Annotated in this window: 15 protein-coding genes; 13 read left to right on the forward strand and 2 right to left on the reverse strand. The window is 70.1% G+C overall.

The annotated features are described in order from the left end of the window. Position 1 precedes the first annotated feature (1 nt). Positions 2 to 1,033: a LacI family DNA-binding transcriptional regulator gene (locus tag ELQ94_RS01010; protein WP_127046292.1), complete on the reverse strand. Its 1,032-nt coding sequence runs from the start codon at positions 1,031 to 1,033 to the stop codon at positions 2 to 4. A 179-nt stretch (positions 1,034 to 1,212) separates the two neighbouring features. On the opposite strand from ELQ94_RS01010, the gene ELQ94_RS01015 reads away from it, so the two are divergent. From ELQ94_RS01015 to ELQ94_RS01070, 12 genes are all read left to right on the forward strand, one after another. Further along, a complete protein-coding gene (locus tag ELQ94_RS01015; RefSeq protein ID WP_127046294.1) occupies positions 1,213 to 2,568 on the forward strand; it encodes an ABC transporter substrate-binding protein in 1,356 nt (451 codons plus the stop codon). Continuing rightward, positions 2,568 to 3,542 (forward strand): carbohydrate ABC transporter permease, encoded by a 975-nt coding sequence (locus ELQ94_RS01020; RefSeq protein ID WP_127046296.1) that lies wholly within the window; start codon positions 2,568 to 2,570, stop codon positions 3,540 to 3,542. The genes ELQ94_RS01015 and ELQ94_RS01020 overlap by 1 nt, the downstream gene beginning before the upstream one ends. Continuing rightward, on the forward strand, positions 3,542 to 4,366 hold the full coding sequence (locus ELQ94_RS01025) for a carbohydrate ABC transporter permease (protein ID WP_127046298.1): 825 nt from the start codon (positions 3,542 to 3,544) through the stop codon (positions 4,364 to 4,366). The genes ELQ94_RS01020 and ELQ94_RS01025 overlap by 1 nt, the downstream gene beginning before the upstream one ends. Before the next feature lie 99 nt (positions 4,367 to 4,465). Beyond that, positions 4,466 to 5,671 carry a serine hydrolase domain-containing protein gene (locus tag ELQ94_RS01030; protein ID WP_127046300.1) on the forward strand — a complete coding sequence of 402 codons (1,206 nt, stop codon included), beginning with the start codon at positions 4,466 to 4,468 and terminating at the stop codon, positions 5,669 to 5,671. A 96-nt stretch (positions 5,672 to 5,767) separates the two neighbouring features. Further along, positions 5,768 to 6,091: a DUF7882 family protein gene (locus tag ELQ94_RS01035; RefSeq protein ID WP_127046302.1), complete on the forward strand. Its 324-nt coding sequence runs from the start codon at positions 5,768 to 5,770 to the stop codon at positions 6,089 to 6,091. Positions 6,092 to 6,196: 105 nt separating this feature from the next. After that, complete coding sequence (locus ELQ94_RS01040; protein WP_127046304.1) at positions 6,197 to 6,589, forward strand: hypothetical protein; 393 nt, start codon at positions 6,197 to 6,199, stop codon at positions 6,587 to 6,589. A gap of 181 nt (positions 6,590 to 6,770) precedes the next feature. Then, on the forward strand, positions 6,771 to 7,559 hold the full coding sequence (locus ELQ94_RS01045) for a DeoR/GlpR family DNA-binding transcription regulator (RefSeq protein WP_127046306.1): 789 nt from the start codon (positions 6,771 to 6,773) through the stop codon (positions 7,557 to 7,559). Next, positions 7,556 to 8,569: a 1-phosphofructokinase family hexose kinase gene (locus tag ELQ94_RS01050; RefSeq protein ID WP_127046308.1), complete on the forward strand. Its 1,014-nt coding sequence runs from the start codon at positions 7,556 to 7,558 to the stop codon at positions 8,567 to 8,569. Before ELQ94_RS01045 ends, ELQ94_RS01050 begins: the two co-directional genes overlap by 4 nt. 10 nt (positions 8,570 to 8,579) lie before the next feature. Then, positions 8,580 to 10,628, forward strand: coding sequence for a PTS fructose transporter subunit IIABC (locus ELQ94_RS01055; RefSeq protein WP_127046310.1), 2,049 nt, complete (start codon positions 8,580 to 8,582; stop codon positions 10,626 to 10,628). A gap of 51 nt (positions 10,629 to 10,679) precedes the next feature. After that, entirely contained in the window at positions 10,680 to 10,946 is a 267-nt protein-coding gene (locus ELQ94_RS01060; protein ID WP_127046312.1) for an HPr family phosphocarrier protein, read from the forward strand. 130 nt (positions 10,947 to 11,076) lie between these two features. Next, complete coding sequence (locus ELQ94_RS01065) at positions 11,077 to 11,433, forward strand: hypothetical protein (protein ID WP_127046314.1); 357 nt, start codon at positions 11,077 to 11,079, stop codon at positions 11,431 to 11,433. Positions 11,434 to 11,874: 441 nt separating this feature from the next. Continuing rightward, entirely contained in the window at positions 11,875 to 13,587 is a 1,713-nt protein-coding gene (locus ELQ94_RS01070; protein ID WP_208007494.1) for a ribonuclease J, read from the forward strand. A 212-nt stretch (positions 13,588 to 13,799) separates the two neighbouring features. Here the strand turns inward: ELQ94_RS01070 and ELQ94_RS01075 are convergent, their stop codons facing one another. Beyond that, a complete protein-coding gene (locus tag ELQ94_RS01075) occupies positions 13,800 to 14,201 on the reverse strand; it encodes a DUF2256 and DUF3253 domain-containing protein (RefSeq protein ID WP_127046318.1) in 402 nt (133 codons plus the stop codon). 153 nt (positions 14,202 to 14,354) lie between these two features. Between ELQ94_RS01075 and ELQ94_RS01080 the strand changes: the two genes are divergently transcribed. Next, complete coding sequence (locus ELQ94_RS01080; protein WP_127046320.1) at positions 14,355 to 15,122, forward strand: nucleotidyltransferase domain-containing protein; 768 nt, start codon at positions 14,355 to 14,357, stop codon at positions 15,120 to 15,122. The last annotated feature ends 25 nt before the right edge of the window (positions 15,123 to 15,147 follow it).

Genomic DNA, 15,147 nt, shown 5'->3' on the forward strand with positions numbered 1-15,147 from the left:
GTCACGCGCGCGGCGGCGCCACCGATGCGCGTTCCACGATGGGCATGTCGACGAGGGTCTCACCCTCGGGAGTCGCGCCGTCGGCGAGCAGCAGTTCGATCGCGCGCGCGCCCATCTCCTCGTGCGGGAGCCCGATCGTCGTGAGGCCAGGACGGAGGTACGAGGCGAGTTCGTCGTTGTCGAACGAGACGATCGAGACGTCGTCGGGGACACGCAGACCGAGGTCGCCGAGCGCCTGGTAGGCGCCGAACGCGAGGCGGTCGTTCATGCAGACGAGTGCCCGCACGCCGGGGTCCCGCTCGAAGAGAGCGCGCGTCGCGTCGTAGCCGTTCCGCGGCTCCCACAGCCAGATCGACTCCTCCGACGCGAACTCGAGGCCGTGCGCGCGCATCGCCGCCCGGATCCCCGCCGCTCGGCGCGAGATCGTCGAGGAGCGGAAGAGCTCGCGCTCCACGTCGTCGTTCTGGCCGAGCAGCACGATGCCGTCGCGGTGGCCGGCGGCGACGAGGAGATCGACGGCGGCCCGCCCCCCGGCCTCCTCGTCCGGGAGGACGCTCAGCGGGTAGCGCGTGTTCGTGGCGTTCAGTAGGACGACCCGTGTGGTCTCGGGGAGGTCGGGGATGAAGAGGTCGCGGGCGCGCATCGTGGCGAACACGATCCCGTCCACCTGACGGTCGACGAGGGCGGCGATCGCGTCCGTCTCGCGGCGGGCGTCGCCCCCGGTCTCCGTCACGAGCAGCACGTGGCTCGCCTTCTCGGCGGCCCCGAGCGCTCCCGTGATGAGGCCGCTCGCGAAGCGCGTGGTGGCGACGAGGTCGGAGACGAACCCGATGGTCTGGGTCTTGTCGGTGCGGAGCCCGCGGGCGGCGAGGTTCGGCCGGTAGCCGAGCTCGGCGGCGGCGGCGTGCACGCGCTCGTGGGCCTCTTTCGACAACCGCGTGTCGGGGCGGCCGTTCAGGATCATCGAGGCGGCGGCGCTCGAGAGGCCGGCCCGCTTGGCGACGTCCGCGAGCGTCACGCGTTTCGCGGGCATGTCGTCTCCTGCTCGTCGTCGTCGCCGGGTGGTGGTCGGTGCGGCCGATGATATCGGTCCTGTCACGGGGCCTTGCTTTTTCTCGTCCGCCCCCTCATTCTATGAGTGCTGAATCCATTTAGCACCGCCGGATATCTCAGCACCCCTCGCATCACGCCCGTAGACGAAGGAGTCCACCCATGGCCACATCCCCCCGCCGCCCGCACCGCCGGGCGGTCCGATTCGCCGTCGCGGCGACGGCGGCAGCCGGCGTCTTCGCGATGTCCGGTTGCGCGCCGGGGGCGGCAGCCCCCACCGCGACGCAGAACACCGACGTGAGCACGGAGCTCACCTCGGAGGACGTCACCCTCACCATCGCCGACGAGACCGGATTCCCGGTCACGGACGAGCTCACGGCCGAGTTCACGCGGCAGCACCCCAACGTGACGTTCGACGTCACGCGCGACACGTTCGCGAACCTCACGGCGAACGCCCCGAAGCTCCTCGCGAGCAACGACCCGCCCGACCTCATCCGCCTGCCGACCATCGGCGACACCGTGCGGGACGGCCTCCTCGCGAACCTGGACCCGTACTACGACGCCTACGGCTGGGACGCCTGGCCCGACTCGCAGCTCGCCCCCCTCCGCATGTCGGAGGACGGCGTGCGCGGTTCCGGTTCGCTCTACCAGCTCGGTCTCGGCTACAGCATCACGGGCATCTTCATGAACGAGGCGATCGCGGCCGAGCTCGGCATCGACGAGGCCCCGCAGACGATCGCCGAGCTCGAGGAGGACCTCGCCACCGCCAAGGACGCCGGTGTCGTGCCGATCGTCGCGGGCGATAAGGACGGCGTGGTCAACTTCGTGGTCCAGGCCGCGATGAACCAGTACGCCGACAAGGACGAGTTCCTCTCGTGGATGTTCAACGAGCCGGACGCGACCTACGACACCCCCGGCAACGTCGAGGGTGCCGAGCTCATCGAGAAGTGGGCCAAGGCCGGCTACTTCGAGGCCGACATCAACGCCGTCGACTACTTCACGTTCGTCACGCGCTTCTCGGAGGGCGGCGGACTGTTCGCCTTCAACGGCAACTGGGAGGCGGCGAACTACCAGTCGGCCCTCGGCGACGACGTGTCCTTCTTCCTCGTGCCGCCGGCCGAGCAGGGTGGCGACCACGTGGCGATGGGTGCCGCGAACTCGTTCTCCGTGGCCGCTGGCTCGGACAACATGGACGAGATCGTGTACTTCCTCAACTGGATCCACACGGACGAGACGGCTCGCCAGATCGTCGTCGACGTGACGGGAGCCTCCCCCGGAGGCGACCCGAGCCTCGAGCAGCCCACCGTCGAGGCCGGCTCCCTGATCGAGCAGGCGCTCGCCATGGCGGCGCAGATCGGCGAGGAGAACGGTCAGGTCGACTTCATGGCCAACACGACGGCCGGCATCTACTCGGGATCGATCATCCCCGAGTCGCAGCTGCTCGTGACCGGTGAGATCACCGGCCAGGAGTTCGTCGAGCGGGTCCAGGCCTTCTACGAGAGCGAGATCGGCGGCTGATGTCGTCACCCTCTCTCGACGCTCGCCCCTCCGCGGCGCGCGATGCCGGGGCGGACGGGCCCATCCTGTCCGTCCGCCCCACCCGTCGGGTCGCCGCTCGTGCGACGGCCCGACGGGCCGCGCTCACCGGCTGGATCCTGCTCCTGCCGGCGCTCGCCGCCTACATCGGCTTCGTGATCTGGCCCCTCATCCAGGGCGTCCAGTACTCGTTCTACGACTGGAACGGTATCGGCCTCGCCGAGTGGGTGGGCGTCCAGAACTACGTGACGGTCTTCACCGACCCCGTGCTCCTCGGGTCGATCCTCAACGCGTTCATCCTCATCGTCTTCTTCACCGTGATCCCCGTCACGGTGGGGCTCGTGCTCGCGACCCTCATCCGGTCGATCCGCGCCGGGGTCTTCTCGAGCGCCGCACAGACCATCCTGTTCCTCCCGCAGATCATCCCGCTCGCGGCCGCCGGTATCGCGTGGTCGTGGATGTACTCGCAGACCGGCACGATCAACCAGATCCTCGGCTGGATCGGGCTCGAGGGGATCACCCGCTCCTGGCTCGCCGACTACGCGACGGCGCTGCCCGCCGTCGGCCTCATCGGGTCCTGGGTGCTCACCGGACTCTGCACGGTGCTGCTGCTGACCGGCATCGGCAAGATCGACACGGCCCTCTACGAGGCCATCCGCCTCGACGGCGCCGGATGGTGGCGCGAGTTCTTCACGATCACCGTGCCCGGGCTCCGCCAGGAGATCGTCGTGCTCGTGACCCTCACCGTGATCGCGGCGCTGTCGAGCTTCGACATCATCTACACCTCCACCCAGGGAGGACCCGGCCGGTCCACGCTCGTCCCGGGTATCTCGATCTTCCGGATCGGTTTCACCCAGAGCGACGTGGGGCTCGCCTCCGCCTTCGGCATCGTGCTCATGGTGCTCGTGCTCGCGGTGGTTCTTCCTATCCAAAGACTCTCGAAGGCGAACGACTGATGCGGGCAACACGCACCGAGGCCTGGACGGGTCGCATCCTGCTCGTCGTCATCCTCGTCCTCACCGTCCTGCCCCTCGTCAGCATGCTGTCGGCCGCCCTCCAGCCCGCCGACCGGAACCCGACGGGACTCGTCTGGCCGAGCGACCCGCAGTGGGGCAACTTCGTCACGGCCTTCGAGGTCGGCAACGTGTGGGTGCTCATGCAGTCGAGCGCGTTCATCGTGCTCGGCGTCGTGCCCATCAGCCTCGTCGTCGCGACCCTCGCGGGGTATGCGCTCGGAGCGCTCAAGATCCCGGGCTCCCGGGCGATCCTGCTGTTCTTCGTGCTCGGGCTCACGATCCCGTTCGAGGCCCTCATCATCCCGCTCTACTACCAGGCTCAGTCCCTCGGCACGCTCAACACCCAGTGGGCGGTCATCTTCCCGCTCATCGGGTTGTACATGCCGTTCGGGGTGTTCTGGATGCGTGCGCACTTCGTGAACGTGCCGCCCGAGCTCTCGGAGGCCGCGCGCGTCGACGGGGCGAACGTCTGGCAGGAGTTCCGGAGCGTGCAGCTGCCCCTCGCGCGACCGGCCCTGTCGGCTCTCGCGATCCTGCTGTTCCTGTGGACGTGGAATCAGTTCCTGCTGCCGGTGGTCCTCATCGCGAACCCGCTGAACCGGACCGTCGCGGGGGCGCTGACCTTCTTCCAGGGGCAGTACTCGCTGAGCATCCCCCTCCTCAACGCGGGAGCACTGCTGATCATCACCCCGGCGATCATCGTGTTCCTCATCTTCCAGCGGCAGTTCATCCGGGCGCTGCTGCAGGGTGCCGTCAAGGGCTGAGCGGCCCGCCTCTCCGATGGAACCCCCCGCTTCGAGCCCCGGCGACTCGTGTCCCTCGCCTCTCGTGTCCCGCCGTCGCCTGACAGAAACGAGCCCCTCATGAGCTCCCTCTCCGATTCCTCTCCCGTCGAGGTGCACGGCGCGGTCGATCCCCGCTTCGAGGCGCTGCGTCCGGCCTTCGAGCGCGCGTTCGACGGCTCGAGCGGGGTGGAGCAGGAGATGGGGGCGGCCCTCGCGGTGCGGTACCGCGGCGAGCCCGTCGTGGATCTGTGGGGCGGTGTCGCCGATGCGCGCGACGGGCGATCGTGGGTCGAGGACACGGCGAGCGTCGTGTTCTCCGCCACGAAGGGCATCATGTCGCTCCTCGCGGCGCGGCTCGTTCAGGACGGACTCCTCGAATACGACGCCCCCGTCGCCCGGTACTGGCCCGAGTTCGCCGCCTCCGGGAAGTCGCACGTGCTCGTGCGGCACGCGCTCGCGCACCGCGCCGGGCTCTCCGCGCCGCGCCTCGATCTGACGCGCGACGACCTGCTCGACTGGAATCGCATGACGGCGGCGCTCGCCGAGCAGGAACCGCTCTGGGAGCCGGGTTCGGGCTACTCGTACCACGCCCTCACCCACGGCTGGTTGGTGGGCGAGCTCGTCCGCCGCGTGACGGGTCTGATGCCAGGGGACTACCTGCGCTCCGTCCTCACCGGGCCGCTCGGGGCCGATTTCTGGCTCGGGCTCCCGGAGTCGGAACGGATCCGGCTCGCTCCGATGACCGTCGGTCCTTCGCTCGCCGCCCTCACGCGGGAGCAGGAGGAGGCGCGTCGCCCCGGCGTGATCGATTGGCCCGCGCGGGCGATGACCCTCGGCGCGGCCTTCCCCCCGGAGCTCATCGCCGACGGGGTGGGCTTCAACGACGTGGAGGTGCTCGCGGCCGAGGTACCGGGCGCCGGCGGTGTCGGGACGGCCCGCGCGCTCGCCGCGATGTGGTCGTCGGCGGTCGTCACGACGGACGGTGTGCGTTCCCTCGACGACGCGGTCGTGGAGGCGGCGACGCGCGAGCAGACCTCCGGCCGGCCGGTGTTCGACCTCCCCGGACCGTGGCCGCGGTGGGGGATGGGCTTCCAGCTCGACTCCGACGCACGTCGACTGCTCACGCCCGCCTCCTTCGGCCATGACGGCGCCGGGGGACAGGTGGCCTTCGCGGATCCTCGGCACGAGATCGGATTCGCGTTCCTCACCAATCGCATGGAGGCCGGCGACGACCGGCGCGCGACGCGGATCGTCGACGCGCTGAGGGACGTCCTCGAGGGCTGACCGCGGTCGCCCGTCCCGCTCGTGTGCGGTATCCGCTGAGCGAACCGCGGTGGACGTCCCTCGCACCGGTGGGTCGTGGGGTGCATCATGGGTGGCATGGGCTCCCTGAACTACGACGGACACATCTACGACTTCGAGGATCGATTCCTCGCGCACGTGCAGGTGGTCCTGTCCCAGAAGATGCGTCGTCGGGAGAGCTTCCTGCTGTCGTGGACCGCTCCGAGCTACGAGGAGGCCTGGGGTCGCGTCTCGCTCTGGATCAGCCCGTCGGCCGAGGTGAGCTTCCGGTATTCCGGGTCGAAGGCCGCGGCGGTCAACGGTTCGTGGCTCGAACAGATGATGTCGGCGACGAACTCGACGAGAGGGCTCGATCTCGACATGCAGAAGGAACCGCAGGCGGGGTCTCCCGCGAACGGCTGACCCCGTCCGTTCGCCCGTCCGGCGCCCACGCCGTGCGTTCTTAGACGCCGTGTCCGTTTCGCGCAACCGTCCATTCCGGATCGGAACGTGCGGGAGAGTGAAGCAATGAGATGCATCACATACGCTGGCGAGAACGTGATCACCTCCAACGACGTCGCGGCAGCGCTCGTCGAGCTGACCGCGGCGCTCGCCAAGCGCGGTCAGGCGGAGGCGGTTCGCATTCCGATCGTCTACCAGAAGACCGGCGCCTACGACTGGGCCGAGCTCGTCGTCGGTGTCGGCAACGATGTCCTGTCGATCCCCCACGAGTGGGAAGGCGACGAGGTCGACTTCACGGAGCAGTCCGCCGAGCTGCGTCGTCACCTCGATGCCGTGCGGCCGAAGCGACCCGACGAGGTCGTGGTCGGGGGCCCGCGGGACACGGACCCGGGGTCGGACCCCGTCGATCGCTTCTTCGACATCGACATCCGCTTCGACGACGGGACCCCGCGGGGCTGACCTGCTCCCTGTCCCTTCTCCATCGTCCGACCCGACGTCCGCGCCCCTCCGGCGCGGACGTCGTCGTGTATGGGGCGCGTACCTGTGCGCACGCCGGGCGTGATCTGCGTTTACCTTGCTGAATGTGGTTTTATGTGGTTTTCTTGAGGACACCACATCGCCACACGTCGAGGAAGACACCATGTACGCAACGGAGCGGCACCAGCAGATCCTCTCCTCCATCGAGGCCGACGGCCGCGTCTCGGTCACCGAGCTCTCGCGCCGCTTCGATGTGACGAGCGAGACCATCCGCCGCGACCTCGATCAGCTCGAATCCCTCGGACACGTCCGCCGCGTCCACGGCGGCGCCGTCTCCGCGTCGCGGGCGAGCGTCGAGGAGCCCACCCTCGCCGATCGTGAGAACGTCAACCGCGACGGCAAGAGGCGCATCGCCGAGGCCGCGATGCGGCTCGTGCCTTCCGACTTCCGCGGCTCCGTGCTCGTGGACTCGGGCACGACGACGGGTGCCCTCGCCGCGCGTCTCGGCGCCTGGACTCCCTCGCGCCCCGATCGGAGGCTCGACGTCATCACCAACTCGGTCCCCATCGCGGCTGCCCTCTACCGCGCCCCGGCGCTCGACCTGCACCTCCTCGGTGGACGCGTGCGCGGGGAGACGAGCGCCGCGGTCGGCGCCCCCACCGTCGAGCAGCTCGACCGGCTCCGCCCCGACATCGCCTTCATCGGAGCCAACGGTGTGAGCGCCGACTTCGGCCTCAGCACCCCGGACGAGCTCGAGTCCGCCGTGAAGTCGGCGATGGTGCGCTCCGCCCGCCGCCGCATCCTGCTCGCTGACTCCGGAAAGCTCGGCGAGGAGGCGCTCCACCGCTTCGCGGCTCTCGGCGACCTCGACGTGCTCATCACCGACGCCGCGCCCGATGCCCGTCTGTCCGGAACGCTCGAGTCCGTCGGCGTGGAGGTGGTCGTCGCATGATCGTCACCGTCACCGCCAACCCCTCGATCGATCGCACGATCGACCTCGCCGCCCCGTTGAGGCTCGGAGAGGTGCAGGTCGTCGCGTCGATGCGCGAGCAGGCCGGAGGCAAGGGCGTGAACGTTGCCCGGGCTCTCCACGCCGCCGACGTCGACGTGCTCGCGGTCGTCCCGTGCGACGGGACCGATCCGTTGCTCGCCGAGATCGCCGCACTCGGGGTGGCCACGGTCGCCGTGCCCACCGGCGCTCCCGTGCGCTCCAACGTCACCGTGAGCGAACCCGACGGCACGACGACGAAGCTCAACGCCGAGGGCGCGCCCCTCGACGCCGAGGTCGTCACGCGGTTGATCGCGGAGACCGCCGAGCGCGCGGCGACGGCGCAGTGGCTCGTCCTCGCCGGTTCCGTGCCGCCCGGTGACACGATCGACCTGTACCCGCGGCTCATCGCGGCCGTGCGCGCGCGCTCGGCGGAGCTCGGAGTCGCAGGGCCCGCGGTCGCCGTCGACACGTCGGGACCGGCGCTCGCCTCCGTCATCCGATCCGAGTCGGGTCGCTCCTCCGTCGACCTCATCAAGCCCAATGCTCACGAGCTCGCCGAGCTCGCCGCGACCCTCGGACACACGGAGGTCGCCGATGGCGACACCCTCGAGGCCGATCCGGATCTCGCGCTGCGGACCGCCGAGTCGCTCCTCCCCGTCCTCGGGGTCGGCGCGATCCTCCTGACGCTCGGGGCCGCCGGCGCCCTGCTCGTCACGCGCGACGGCTCCTGGTCCGCCCGACCGCCGCGCATCACGCTGCGGTCCACGGTCGGCGCGGGCGACTCCTCCCTCGCCGGCTACCTCTCCGCCGTGCACGCCGGGCACCCGCCCGATCGAGTGCTCGCGCTCGCCGTGGCCTACGGGGCGGCGGCGGCCTCTCTCGCCGGCAGCTCCGTGCCGCGCCCCGACCAGACCCGTCCCGACCTCGTCGAGGTCACCGCCCTTCCGCGCATCGCCGCCGGACACCAGTAAGGACACCACCATGACCGATCTCATCACCCCGGCCCTCGTCGCCCTCGACGCCGACCTGGGAGCCGGCAAATCCGACGTGATCCGCGCCCTCGCGACGCGGGTCGTGGACGCAGGACGTGCCACAGACGTCGAGGCGCTGTACGCCGACGCGTGGGCCCGCGAGAGCCAGACCGACACGGGCATCCCCGGCGGCCTGGCCATCCCGCACTGCCGCTCGACGTCTGTGACGCAGCCCACGCTCGCCCTCGCGCGCCTCTCTCGGCCCGTCGACTTCGGCGAGGCGGACGCTCCGGCGGACCTCGTGTTCCTCATCGCGGCGCCGGACGGGGCCGACCAGGCACACCTCGCGCTGCTCTCGACCCTCGCGCGCTCCCTCATCCGGCCCGAGTTCGTCGAGTCCCTCCGCTCGGCCCCCACCGCCGAGGCGCTCGTCGCCCTCGTCGACGACGCGCTCACCCCGGAGGCTGAGAAAGCGACGGCAGCCGCTGCGCCCACTCCGTCTGCGCCGGCCGAGGCGCCCGTCGCGGCTGAGCCCGCAGCCGCTCGCGTCCTCGTCGGCGTGAGCGCGTGCCCCACCGGCATCGCCCACACGTACATGGCCGCCGACTCCCTCGTCGCCGCGGCGAAGCGCGCCGGAGTGGAGCTCCACATGGAGACGCAGGGCTCCTCGGGAGCGACGCCCCTCGACCCCGCCCTCATCGAGCGCGCCGAGGCCGTCATCTTCGCCGTCGACGTGGACGTGCGCGACAAGGGCCGCTTCGCGGGCAAGCCCGTCGTGCAGGTCCCCGTCAAGCGCGGCATCGACGATGCGGACGCGCTCATCCAGCGCGCCCTCGTCGCGGCCGACGACCCCTCCGCCGCGCGCGTCGCGGGGTCGGCCGGCGGTGCCGCGGCCTCGTCCTCCGCGAACGCGGGACCGAAGGAGAGCGGGGGAGCGGCCGTGAAGCGGTGGCTCCTCACGGGTGTCAGCTACATGATCCCGTTCGTCGCCGGTGGCGGTCTCCTGATCGCCCTCGGCTTCCTGCTCGGCGGCTTCGACATCACCGAGCGTCCCGTCGAGATCATCCTCGGGAACACGCTCTGGAACCTCCCGGCCGGCGGCCTCGGCGAGTACCTCGGCGCCGTCGCCTTCTCGATCGGCAACGCGTCGATGGGCTTCCTCGTTGCCGCCCTCGCCGGTTACATCGCCTACGCGATGGCCGACCGGCCCGGTATCGCGCCCGGCTTCACCGCCGGGGCGATCGCCGTGATCATGGGCGCCGGCTTCCTCGGCGGCATCGTCGGTGGTCTCCTCGCCGGCGCCGTGGCCATGCGGATCGGCCGCATCAGCGTGCCGCGGTGGCTGCGCGGACTCATGCCCGTCGTCATCATCCCGCTCGTCGCCTCGATCGTCGCGAGCGGGCTCATGGTGATCCTGCTCGGCGGCCCGATCGCCGCCCTCACCGACGGACTCAACGCCTGGCTCACCTCGCTCTCGGGTGTCGCCGCCGTGGGCCTCGGGCTCATCCTCGGCACGATGATGGCCTTCGACCTCGGTGGCCCCGTCAACAAGGTGGCCTACGCGTTCGCCGTCGCCGGCCTCAGTGCCGGTTCGATCGACAACCAGGCACCGTGGGTCATCATGGCCGCGGTCATGGGCGCCGGCATGGTGCCGCCGCTCGCCATGGCCCTCGCGACGACGCTCGACCGCAAGCTCTTCAGCCCCGTCGAACGCGAGAACGGCAAGGCCGCGTGGCTGCTCGGTGCCGCGTTCATCTCCGAGGGAGCGATCCCGTTCGCCGCGGCCGACCTCTTCCGCGTCATCCCGGCCTCGATCCTCGGCAGCGCCGTGACGGGCGCCATGATCATGGGTCTCGGCGTCACGTCGCAGGCTCCGCACGGCGGCATCTTCGTGTTCTTCGCGATCGGGAACTTCCCGCTCTTCGCCCTGTCGGTCATCGTCGGCACCGTGATCTCGGCGCTCGCCGTCATCGCCCTCAAGCGCTGGGTGCGCCGCCGTCCGGTCGACGCCGAGGCGACGACCGCCGCGGATGACGTCCGCACGCCCGTCAGCGTCTGACACTCACCTCGAACCGATCCTCGTACCGTCTCTTCGAAAGGACACACCACCATGGCCGAACGTACCGCCGTCATCGCGAGCCGCGTCGGGTTGCACGCCCGCCCCGCCTCGATCTTCATCTCCGCCGTCAAGGAGCAGGGCCTCCCTGTGACGATCGCCGCCGAGGGCGGGGAGCCGATGCCCGCCTCGAGCATCCTGTCGCTCCTCTCGCTCGGCGCCTCGCACGGTGACACCGTGACGCTCCGCGCCGAGGGCGACGGGGCCGAGGCCGCCCTCGAGAAGCTCGTTGCCGTGCTCGAGACGGACCTCGACGCGTAAGAGACCCGCACCATGACGGAACGGGCCGGGCGGATCCCGCTCGGCCCGTCGTCGTGTCCTCCGCTCATGTGCCGGACCGGCAGCTCGTCGTTTGCCGAACCGGCAGCTCATCGTTTGCCAGACTGGAGGGATGAGCGAGTTCACCCCACGCGCCGTCGAGCGCAAGCCCGGCCTCGGCCGCTCCTTCACCGTGGTGGTGTACTCGTGGATCGTGCTCACGCTCGCGACGGGGATCGTCGCGAGCGTCTCCACGACACTGGCCGTCGACGGTCCGGAGACCCCTGGCCGGCGCCTCAACGCGCTCGCGTCGGTGGGGTACGTCGTCCGCGGCGAGTACGTCGTGGACGACGGCGCCCTCGTCTGGGCCCGGTGGTCGCTCCTCGTCGGCATCGTCGCGCTGTGCTCGTTCCTGCTCTACGTGATCGTCGTCGCCGTGCGCGCCGGTCTGCGCGCCGACGCCGCCCGCGCGGCCTCGCCCGACGCCTGACGCGCGCTGCCCTCGCGACCCGATCTGTCCCGACGACCCGCCCCGCCCACACGGCTCTCGTCCTGCCCGCTCGGTCCTCACGCTGCAGCTTCTGCGCGACGCGCTGCATTTCTTGGTGGGAGCGGCAGCAATTGCTGCAGCGCCCACCAAGACCTGCAGCGCCACGGCGCGCGACGGGGCACCCGATGCGGTTGGCGAGTCAGCGGCGGTCCCACGGTCGAGCGGCGCACAGCGAGGTGTGGGAAGCTAGAGGGGTCGGAGGGTTTCTCCACGGGAAATCCGCATTCGACATCTCCCCTCCGGTCGGCGCATCTGGCGCCCGCCCGGCACCGCCACCCGCGGATCGGCCTCGATCGATCGGCTCGGGCGGGGGGACCCCACGACTTCGGCACCCCATGTGGTGCCACCCCTGCGCGTCGCGCACAAGCGATGCCCCATCTGATGAAAGAACACACGTTGAACAACAAAACACCCCGGCACGAACTCGATCTCCCCGCTCCGCGCAAGCTCGTCGACGGCGGCCTGCGCGTCACGCCCCTCGGCGGACTCGGCGAGATCGGCCGCAACATGACCGTCTTCGAGCACAAGGGCAAGCTGCTCATCCTCGACTGCGGCGTGCTCTTCCCCGAGGAGAACCAGCCCGGCATCGACGTCATCCTCCCCGACTTCAGCGCCATCCGCTCGCGCCTCAAGGACGTCGTCGCGATCGTGCTGACCCACGGCCACGAGGACCACATCGGCGGTGTGCCGTATCTCCTCAAGGAGCGTCAGGACATCCCCGTGGTCGGCTCGCGCCTGACCCTCGCGCTCATCACCGCGAAGCTCGAGGAGCACCGCATCAAGCCGAAGACCGTCCAGGTCGCCGAGGGTGACGAGGTCGACTTCGGCCCGTTCGGCACGGAGTTCTTCGCGGTCAATCACTCCATCCCGGACGGCCTCGCCGTCGCGATCCGCACCGACGCGGGCACCGTGCTCGCCACGGGTGACTTCAAGATGGACCAGTTCCCCCTCGACCGTCGCATCACCGACCTCGGTGGCTTCGCGCGGCTCGCCGACGAGGGCGTCGACCTCTTCCTCACCGACTCGACGAACGCCGACGTCCCCGGGTTCACCACCTCGGAGGAGGACCTCGCCCCCGCGATCGACCAGGTGTTCCGCACCGCTCCGCGTCGCATCGTCGTGTCGAGCTTCGCGAGCCACGTGCACCGCATCCAGCAGGTCATCGACGCCGCCGAGCGCCACGGTCGCAAGATCGCGTTCGTCGGTCGCTCGATGGTGCGCAACATGGGCATCGCGCAGGAGCTCGGCTTCCTGACGATCCCCAAGGGCATGCTCGTCGACATGAAGGCGATCGAGAAGATGCCCGACGCGAGCACCGTGCTCATCTGCACCGGTTCGCAGGGCGAGCCGATGGCTGCGCTGTCGCGCATGGCGAACCGCGAGCACATCATCGAGATCGGCGAGGGCGACACCATCCTTCTCGCGAGCTCGCTCATCCCCGGCAACGAGAACGCCATCTACCGCATCATCAACTCGTTCACCCGCTGGGGTGCGCAGGTGGTGCACAAGGGCAACGCCAAGGTGCACGTCTCCGGTCACGCGAGCGCCGGCGAGCTCACCTACTGCTACAACATCGTGAAGCCCACGGCTGTGCTGCCGTACCACGGCGAGTGGCGCCACCTCACGGCCAACGCCGCGCTGGCCCGCAAGACCGGTGTGCCGGACGAGAACGTGTTCGTCATCGAGGACGGCGTCTCCATCGACCTCGTCGACGGTCGCTCGAAGATCAGCGGTCGCATCCCCGCCGGCAACATCTTCGTCGACGGCGCCACGATGGGCGTCGCCACGGAGACGGCGATGAACGACCGTCGCGTGCTGAGCGAGGAGGGCACGATCACGATCCTCGCGATCGTCGACTCCACGACCAACCGTCTGCTCGAGCCGCTCGAGTTCTTCGCGCGCGGCTTCGTGGAGGAGAAGGGTTGGGAGGGCAACGCCAGCAAGGCGATCACCGAGGCGCTCGCCGGCGCCGGCCCCCGCACCAAGACGTCGAGCGAGGACCTCGAGGCCCTCATCACGCGCACGATCGGCCGGTGGCTGTCGCGTCGTCACCGCCGCAACCCGGTGGTCACGACGATCGTCGTCGACGAGTAGGGCGAGTCGTCCTGACCCGAGCCTCTCGCGGCCCGGGTCGAACGCGAAAATGCGGGTGTCGCTTGTCGACACCCGCATTTCGCGTTGCGCGGGAGCATCCACCGCAGGCCCTCTGCTCACGAGTGGACGCGATTCGTCGCCTCCGACGCGAGCGCGCGACGATTCGCGTCCGCTCCGAGGTCTGGACGGCTGTGCGAGGAGAAGCGGTGGCGTCAGCCTCGGTGGCGGCGGATGCGGATCGGGCCCTTCGCGGTGGACGGGTCGACGACCTGTCCACCTTGGGTGATGTCGACGACACCATCGGCGACGAGTCGACGTGCGGCGCGACGGGCCGGCTCCATGAGATCGCGCCAGCCGTCCTCGGTACCGACGGCCCGCGCCGCGTCCGACGGGCAGATCGTGGACGTCGCGGCACGCTTGTCGAGGAGCTCGAGGATGGTCTCCTCGAGCTTCCGGTCCGTAGCCGAGACGCCGTGGCCGCGGCACGCGGCCGAGCAGTACGTCACGTCGTCCCAGTCGTCGGCCCACTTCGCGCGCCACTCGATGCGCCGCCCGCACGACGCGCACGTCTTGTCCTCGTGCACCGGGGCGGACGATCGCGCTTTGTGAGCCATGCCCCCAGTCTCGCCCGCGCGCCCACCGCCGCGCGGGGGGTGGCGCGCACGGCCCGTCCTCCCCCTCTCCTCGCTCCACCTTCCTCTCGCGACTACCTCGTAGCGAGAAAGAGGGAGGAAGGTGGTTCACCCGTTCGTCACTAGAGTCGAGGCATGACCGACGACGCTCTCCTCGAGTACGTTGCGAGGACCTTGGGGGACCTGCCCGGGGTTCGCGGCGTGGCCCTCGGCGGTTCGCGTGCGTACGGCGGGGCCGGCGCAGACAGCGACTGGGACGTCGCGGTCTATTACAGGGACGGGTTCCATCCGGACAGTGTCCGAGATCTCGGCTGGCCAGGCACCATCTCCGACATCGGGGGCTGGGGACCCATCTTCAATGGCGGGGGGAAGCTCGTCGTGGATGGGCGAGAGATCGATCTCCACTACCGAGACCTGGTCTTGATCGAAGAGATCCGCGCCGAGGCCGAGCGGGGCGAGTATCGCGTCGAGCCGTTGCTGTTTCACCAGGCCGGATTGCCGAGCTACATCCTCCTCGCTGAGCTCGGACTGAATCGTGTGCTGCTCGGTGACGTGCCCAGGTGGCCGTACCCGGAGGCTCTGCGGCGGGCGGCCTCTGCGCGATGGTGGTCCGAGGCGGACCTCACGCTCCACTACGCCCGCGAAGGGCATGCCGTTCGCGGCAACGTAGCGCAGACGGCCGGCCTGCTGAGCGAGGCCGCGTGTCGCGCGGGCCACGCCATCCTCGCCGCGCGCGGCCAGTGGGTGACGAACGAGAAGCGTCTACTCCGTCTTGCCGGGATCGAAGCAGTCGATGCGTTGCTCACCGGCCTCCTGGCGGATCCGGCTGTGCTCGTCGCGCGGGTCGACGCGGTGCGCGCCATCCTCACCGACGCCGTTTCGCACGCTGGCGTCCGCGTGTGACGCCCTGCCTCCCGCCCCTGCAACT

The organism is Labedella endophytica (genome assembly GCF_003990045.1).
GTDB lineage: Bacteria > Actinomycetota > Actinomycetes > Actinomycetales > Microbacteriaceae > Labedella > Labedella endophytica.

Bases quoted from the DNA above. Each gene is read 5' to 3' on its own strand.
- ELQ94_RS01010 (WP_127046292.1), bottom strand. From the start codon at position 1,033: ATGCCCGCGAAACGCGTGACGCTCGCGGACGTCGCCAAGCGGGCCGGC.
- ELQ94_RS01015 (WP_127046294.1), top strand. From the start codon at position 1,213: ATGGCCACATCCCCCCGCCGCCCGCACCGCCGGGCGGTCCGATTCGCC.
- ELQ94_RS01020 (WP_127046296.1), top strand. From the start codon at position 2,568: ATGTCGTCACCCTCTCTCGACGCTCGCCCCTCCGCGGCGCGCGATGCC.
- ELQ94_RS01025 (WP_127046298.1), top strand. From the start codon at position 3,542: ATGCGGGCAACACGCACCGAGGCCTGGACGGGTCGCATCCTGCTCGTC.
- ELQ94_RS01030 (WP_127046300.1), top strand. From the start codon at position 4,466: ATGAGCTCCCTCTCCGATTCCTCTCCCGTCGAGGTGCACGGCGCGGTC.
- ELQ94_RS01035 (WP_127046302.1), top strand. From the start codon at position 5,768: ATGGGCTCCCTGAACTACGACGGACACATCTACGACTTCGAGGATCGA.
- ELQ94_RS01040 (WP_127046304.1), top strand. From the start codon at position 6,197: ATGAGATGCATCACATACGCTGGCGAGAACGTGATCACCTCCAACGAC.
- ELQ94_RS01045 (WP_127046306.1), top strand. From the start codon at position 6,771: ATGTACGCAACGGAGCGGCACCAGCAGATCCTCTCCTCCATCGAGGCC.
- ELQ94_RS01050 (WP_127046308.1), top strand. From the start codon at position 7,556: ATGATCGTCACCGTCACCGCCAACCCCTCGATCGATCGCACGATCGAC.
- ELQ94_RS01055 (WP_127046310.1), top strand. From the start codon at position 8,580: ATGACCGATCTCATCACCCCGGCCCTCGTCGCCCTCGACGCCGACCTG.
- ELQ94_RS01060 (WP_127046312.1), top strand. From the start codon at position 10,680: ATGGCCGAACGTACCGCCGTCATCGCGAGCCGCGTCGGGTTGCACGCC.
- ELQ94_RS01065 (WP_127046314.1), top strand. From the start codon at position 11,077: ATGAGCGAGTTCACCCCACGCGCCGTCGAGCGCAAGCCCGGCCTCGGC.
- ELQ94_RS01070 (WP_208007494.1), top strand. From the start codon at position 11,875: ATGAAAGAACACACGTTGAACAACAAAACACCCCGGCACGAACTCGAT.
- ELQ94_RS01075 (WP_127046318.1), bottom strand. From the start codon at position 14,201: ATGGCTCACAAAGCGCGATCGTCCGCCCCGGTGCACGAGGACAAGACG.
- ELQ94_RS01080 (WP_127046320.1), top strand. From the start codon at position 14,355: ATGACCGACGACGCTCTCCTCGAGTACGTTGCGAGGACCTTGGGGGAC.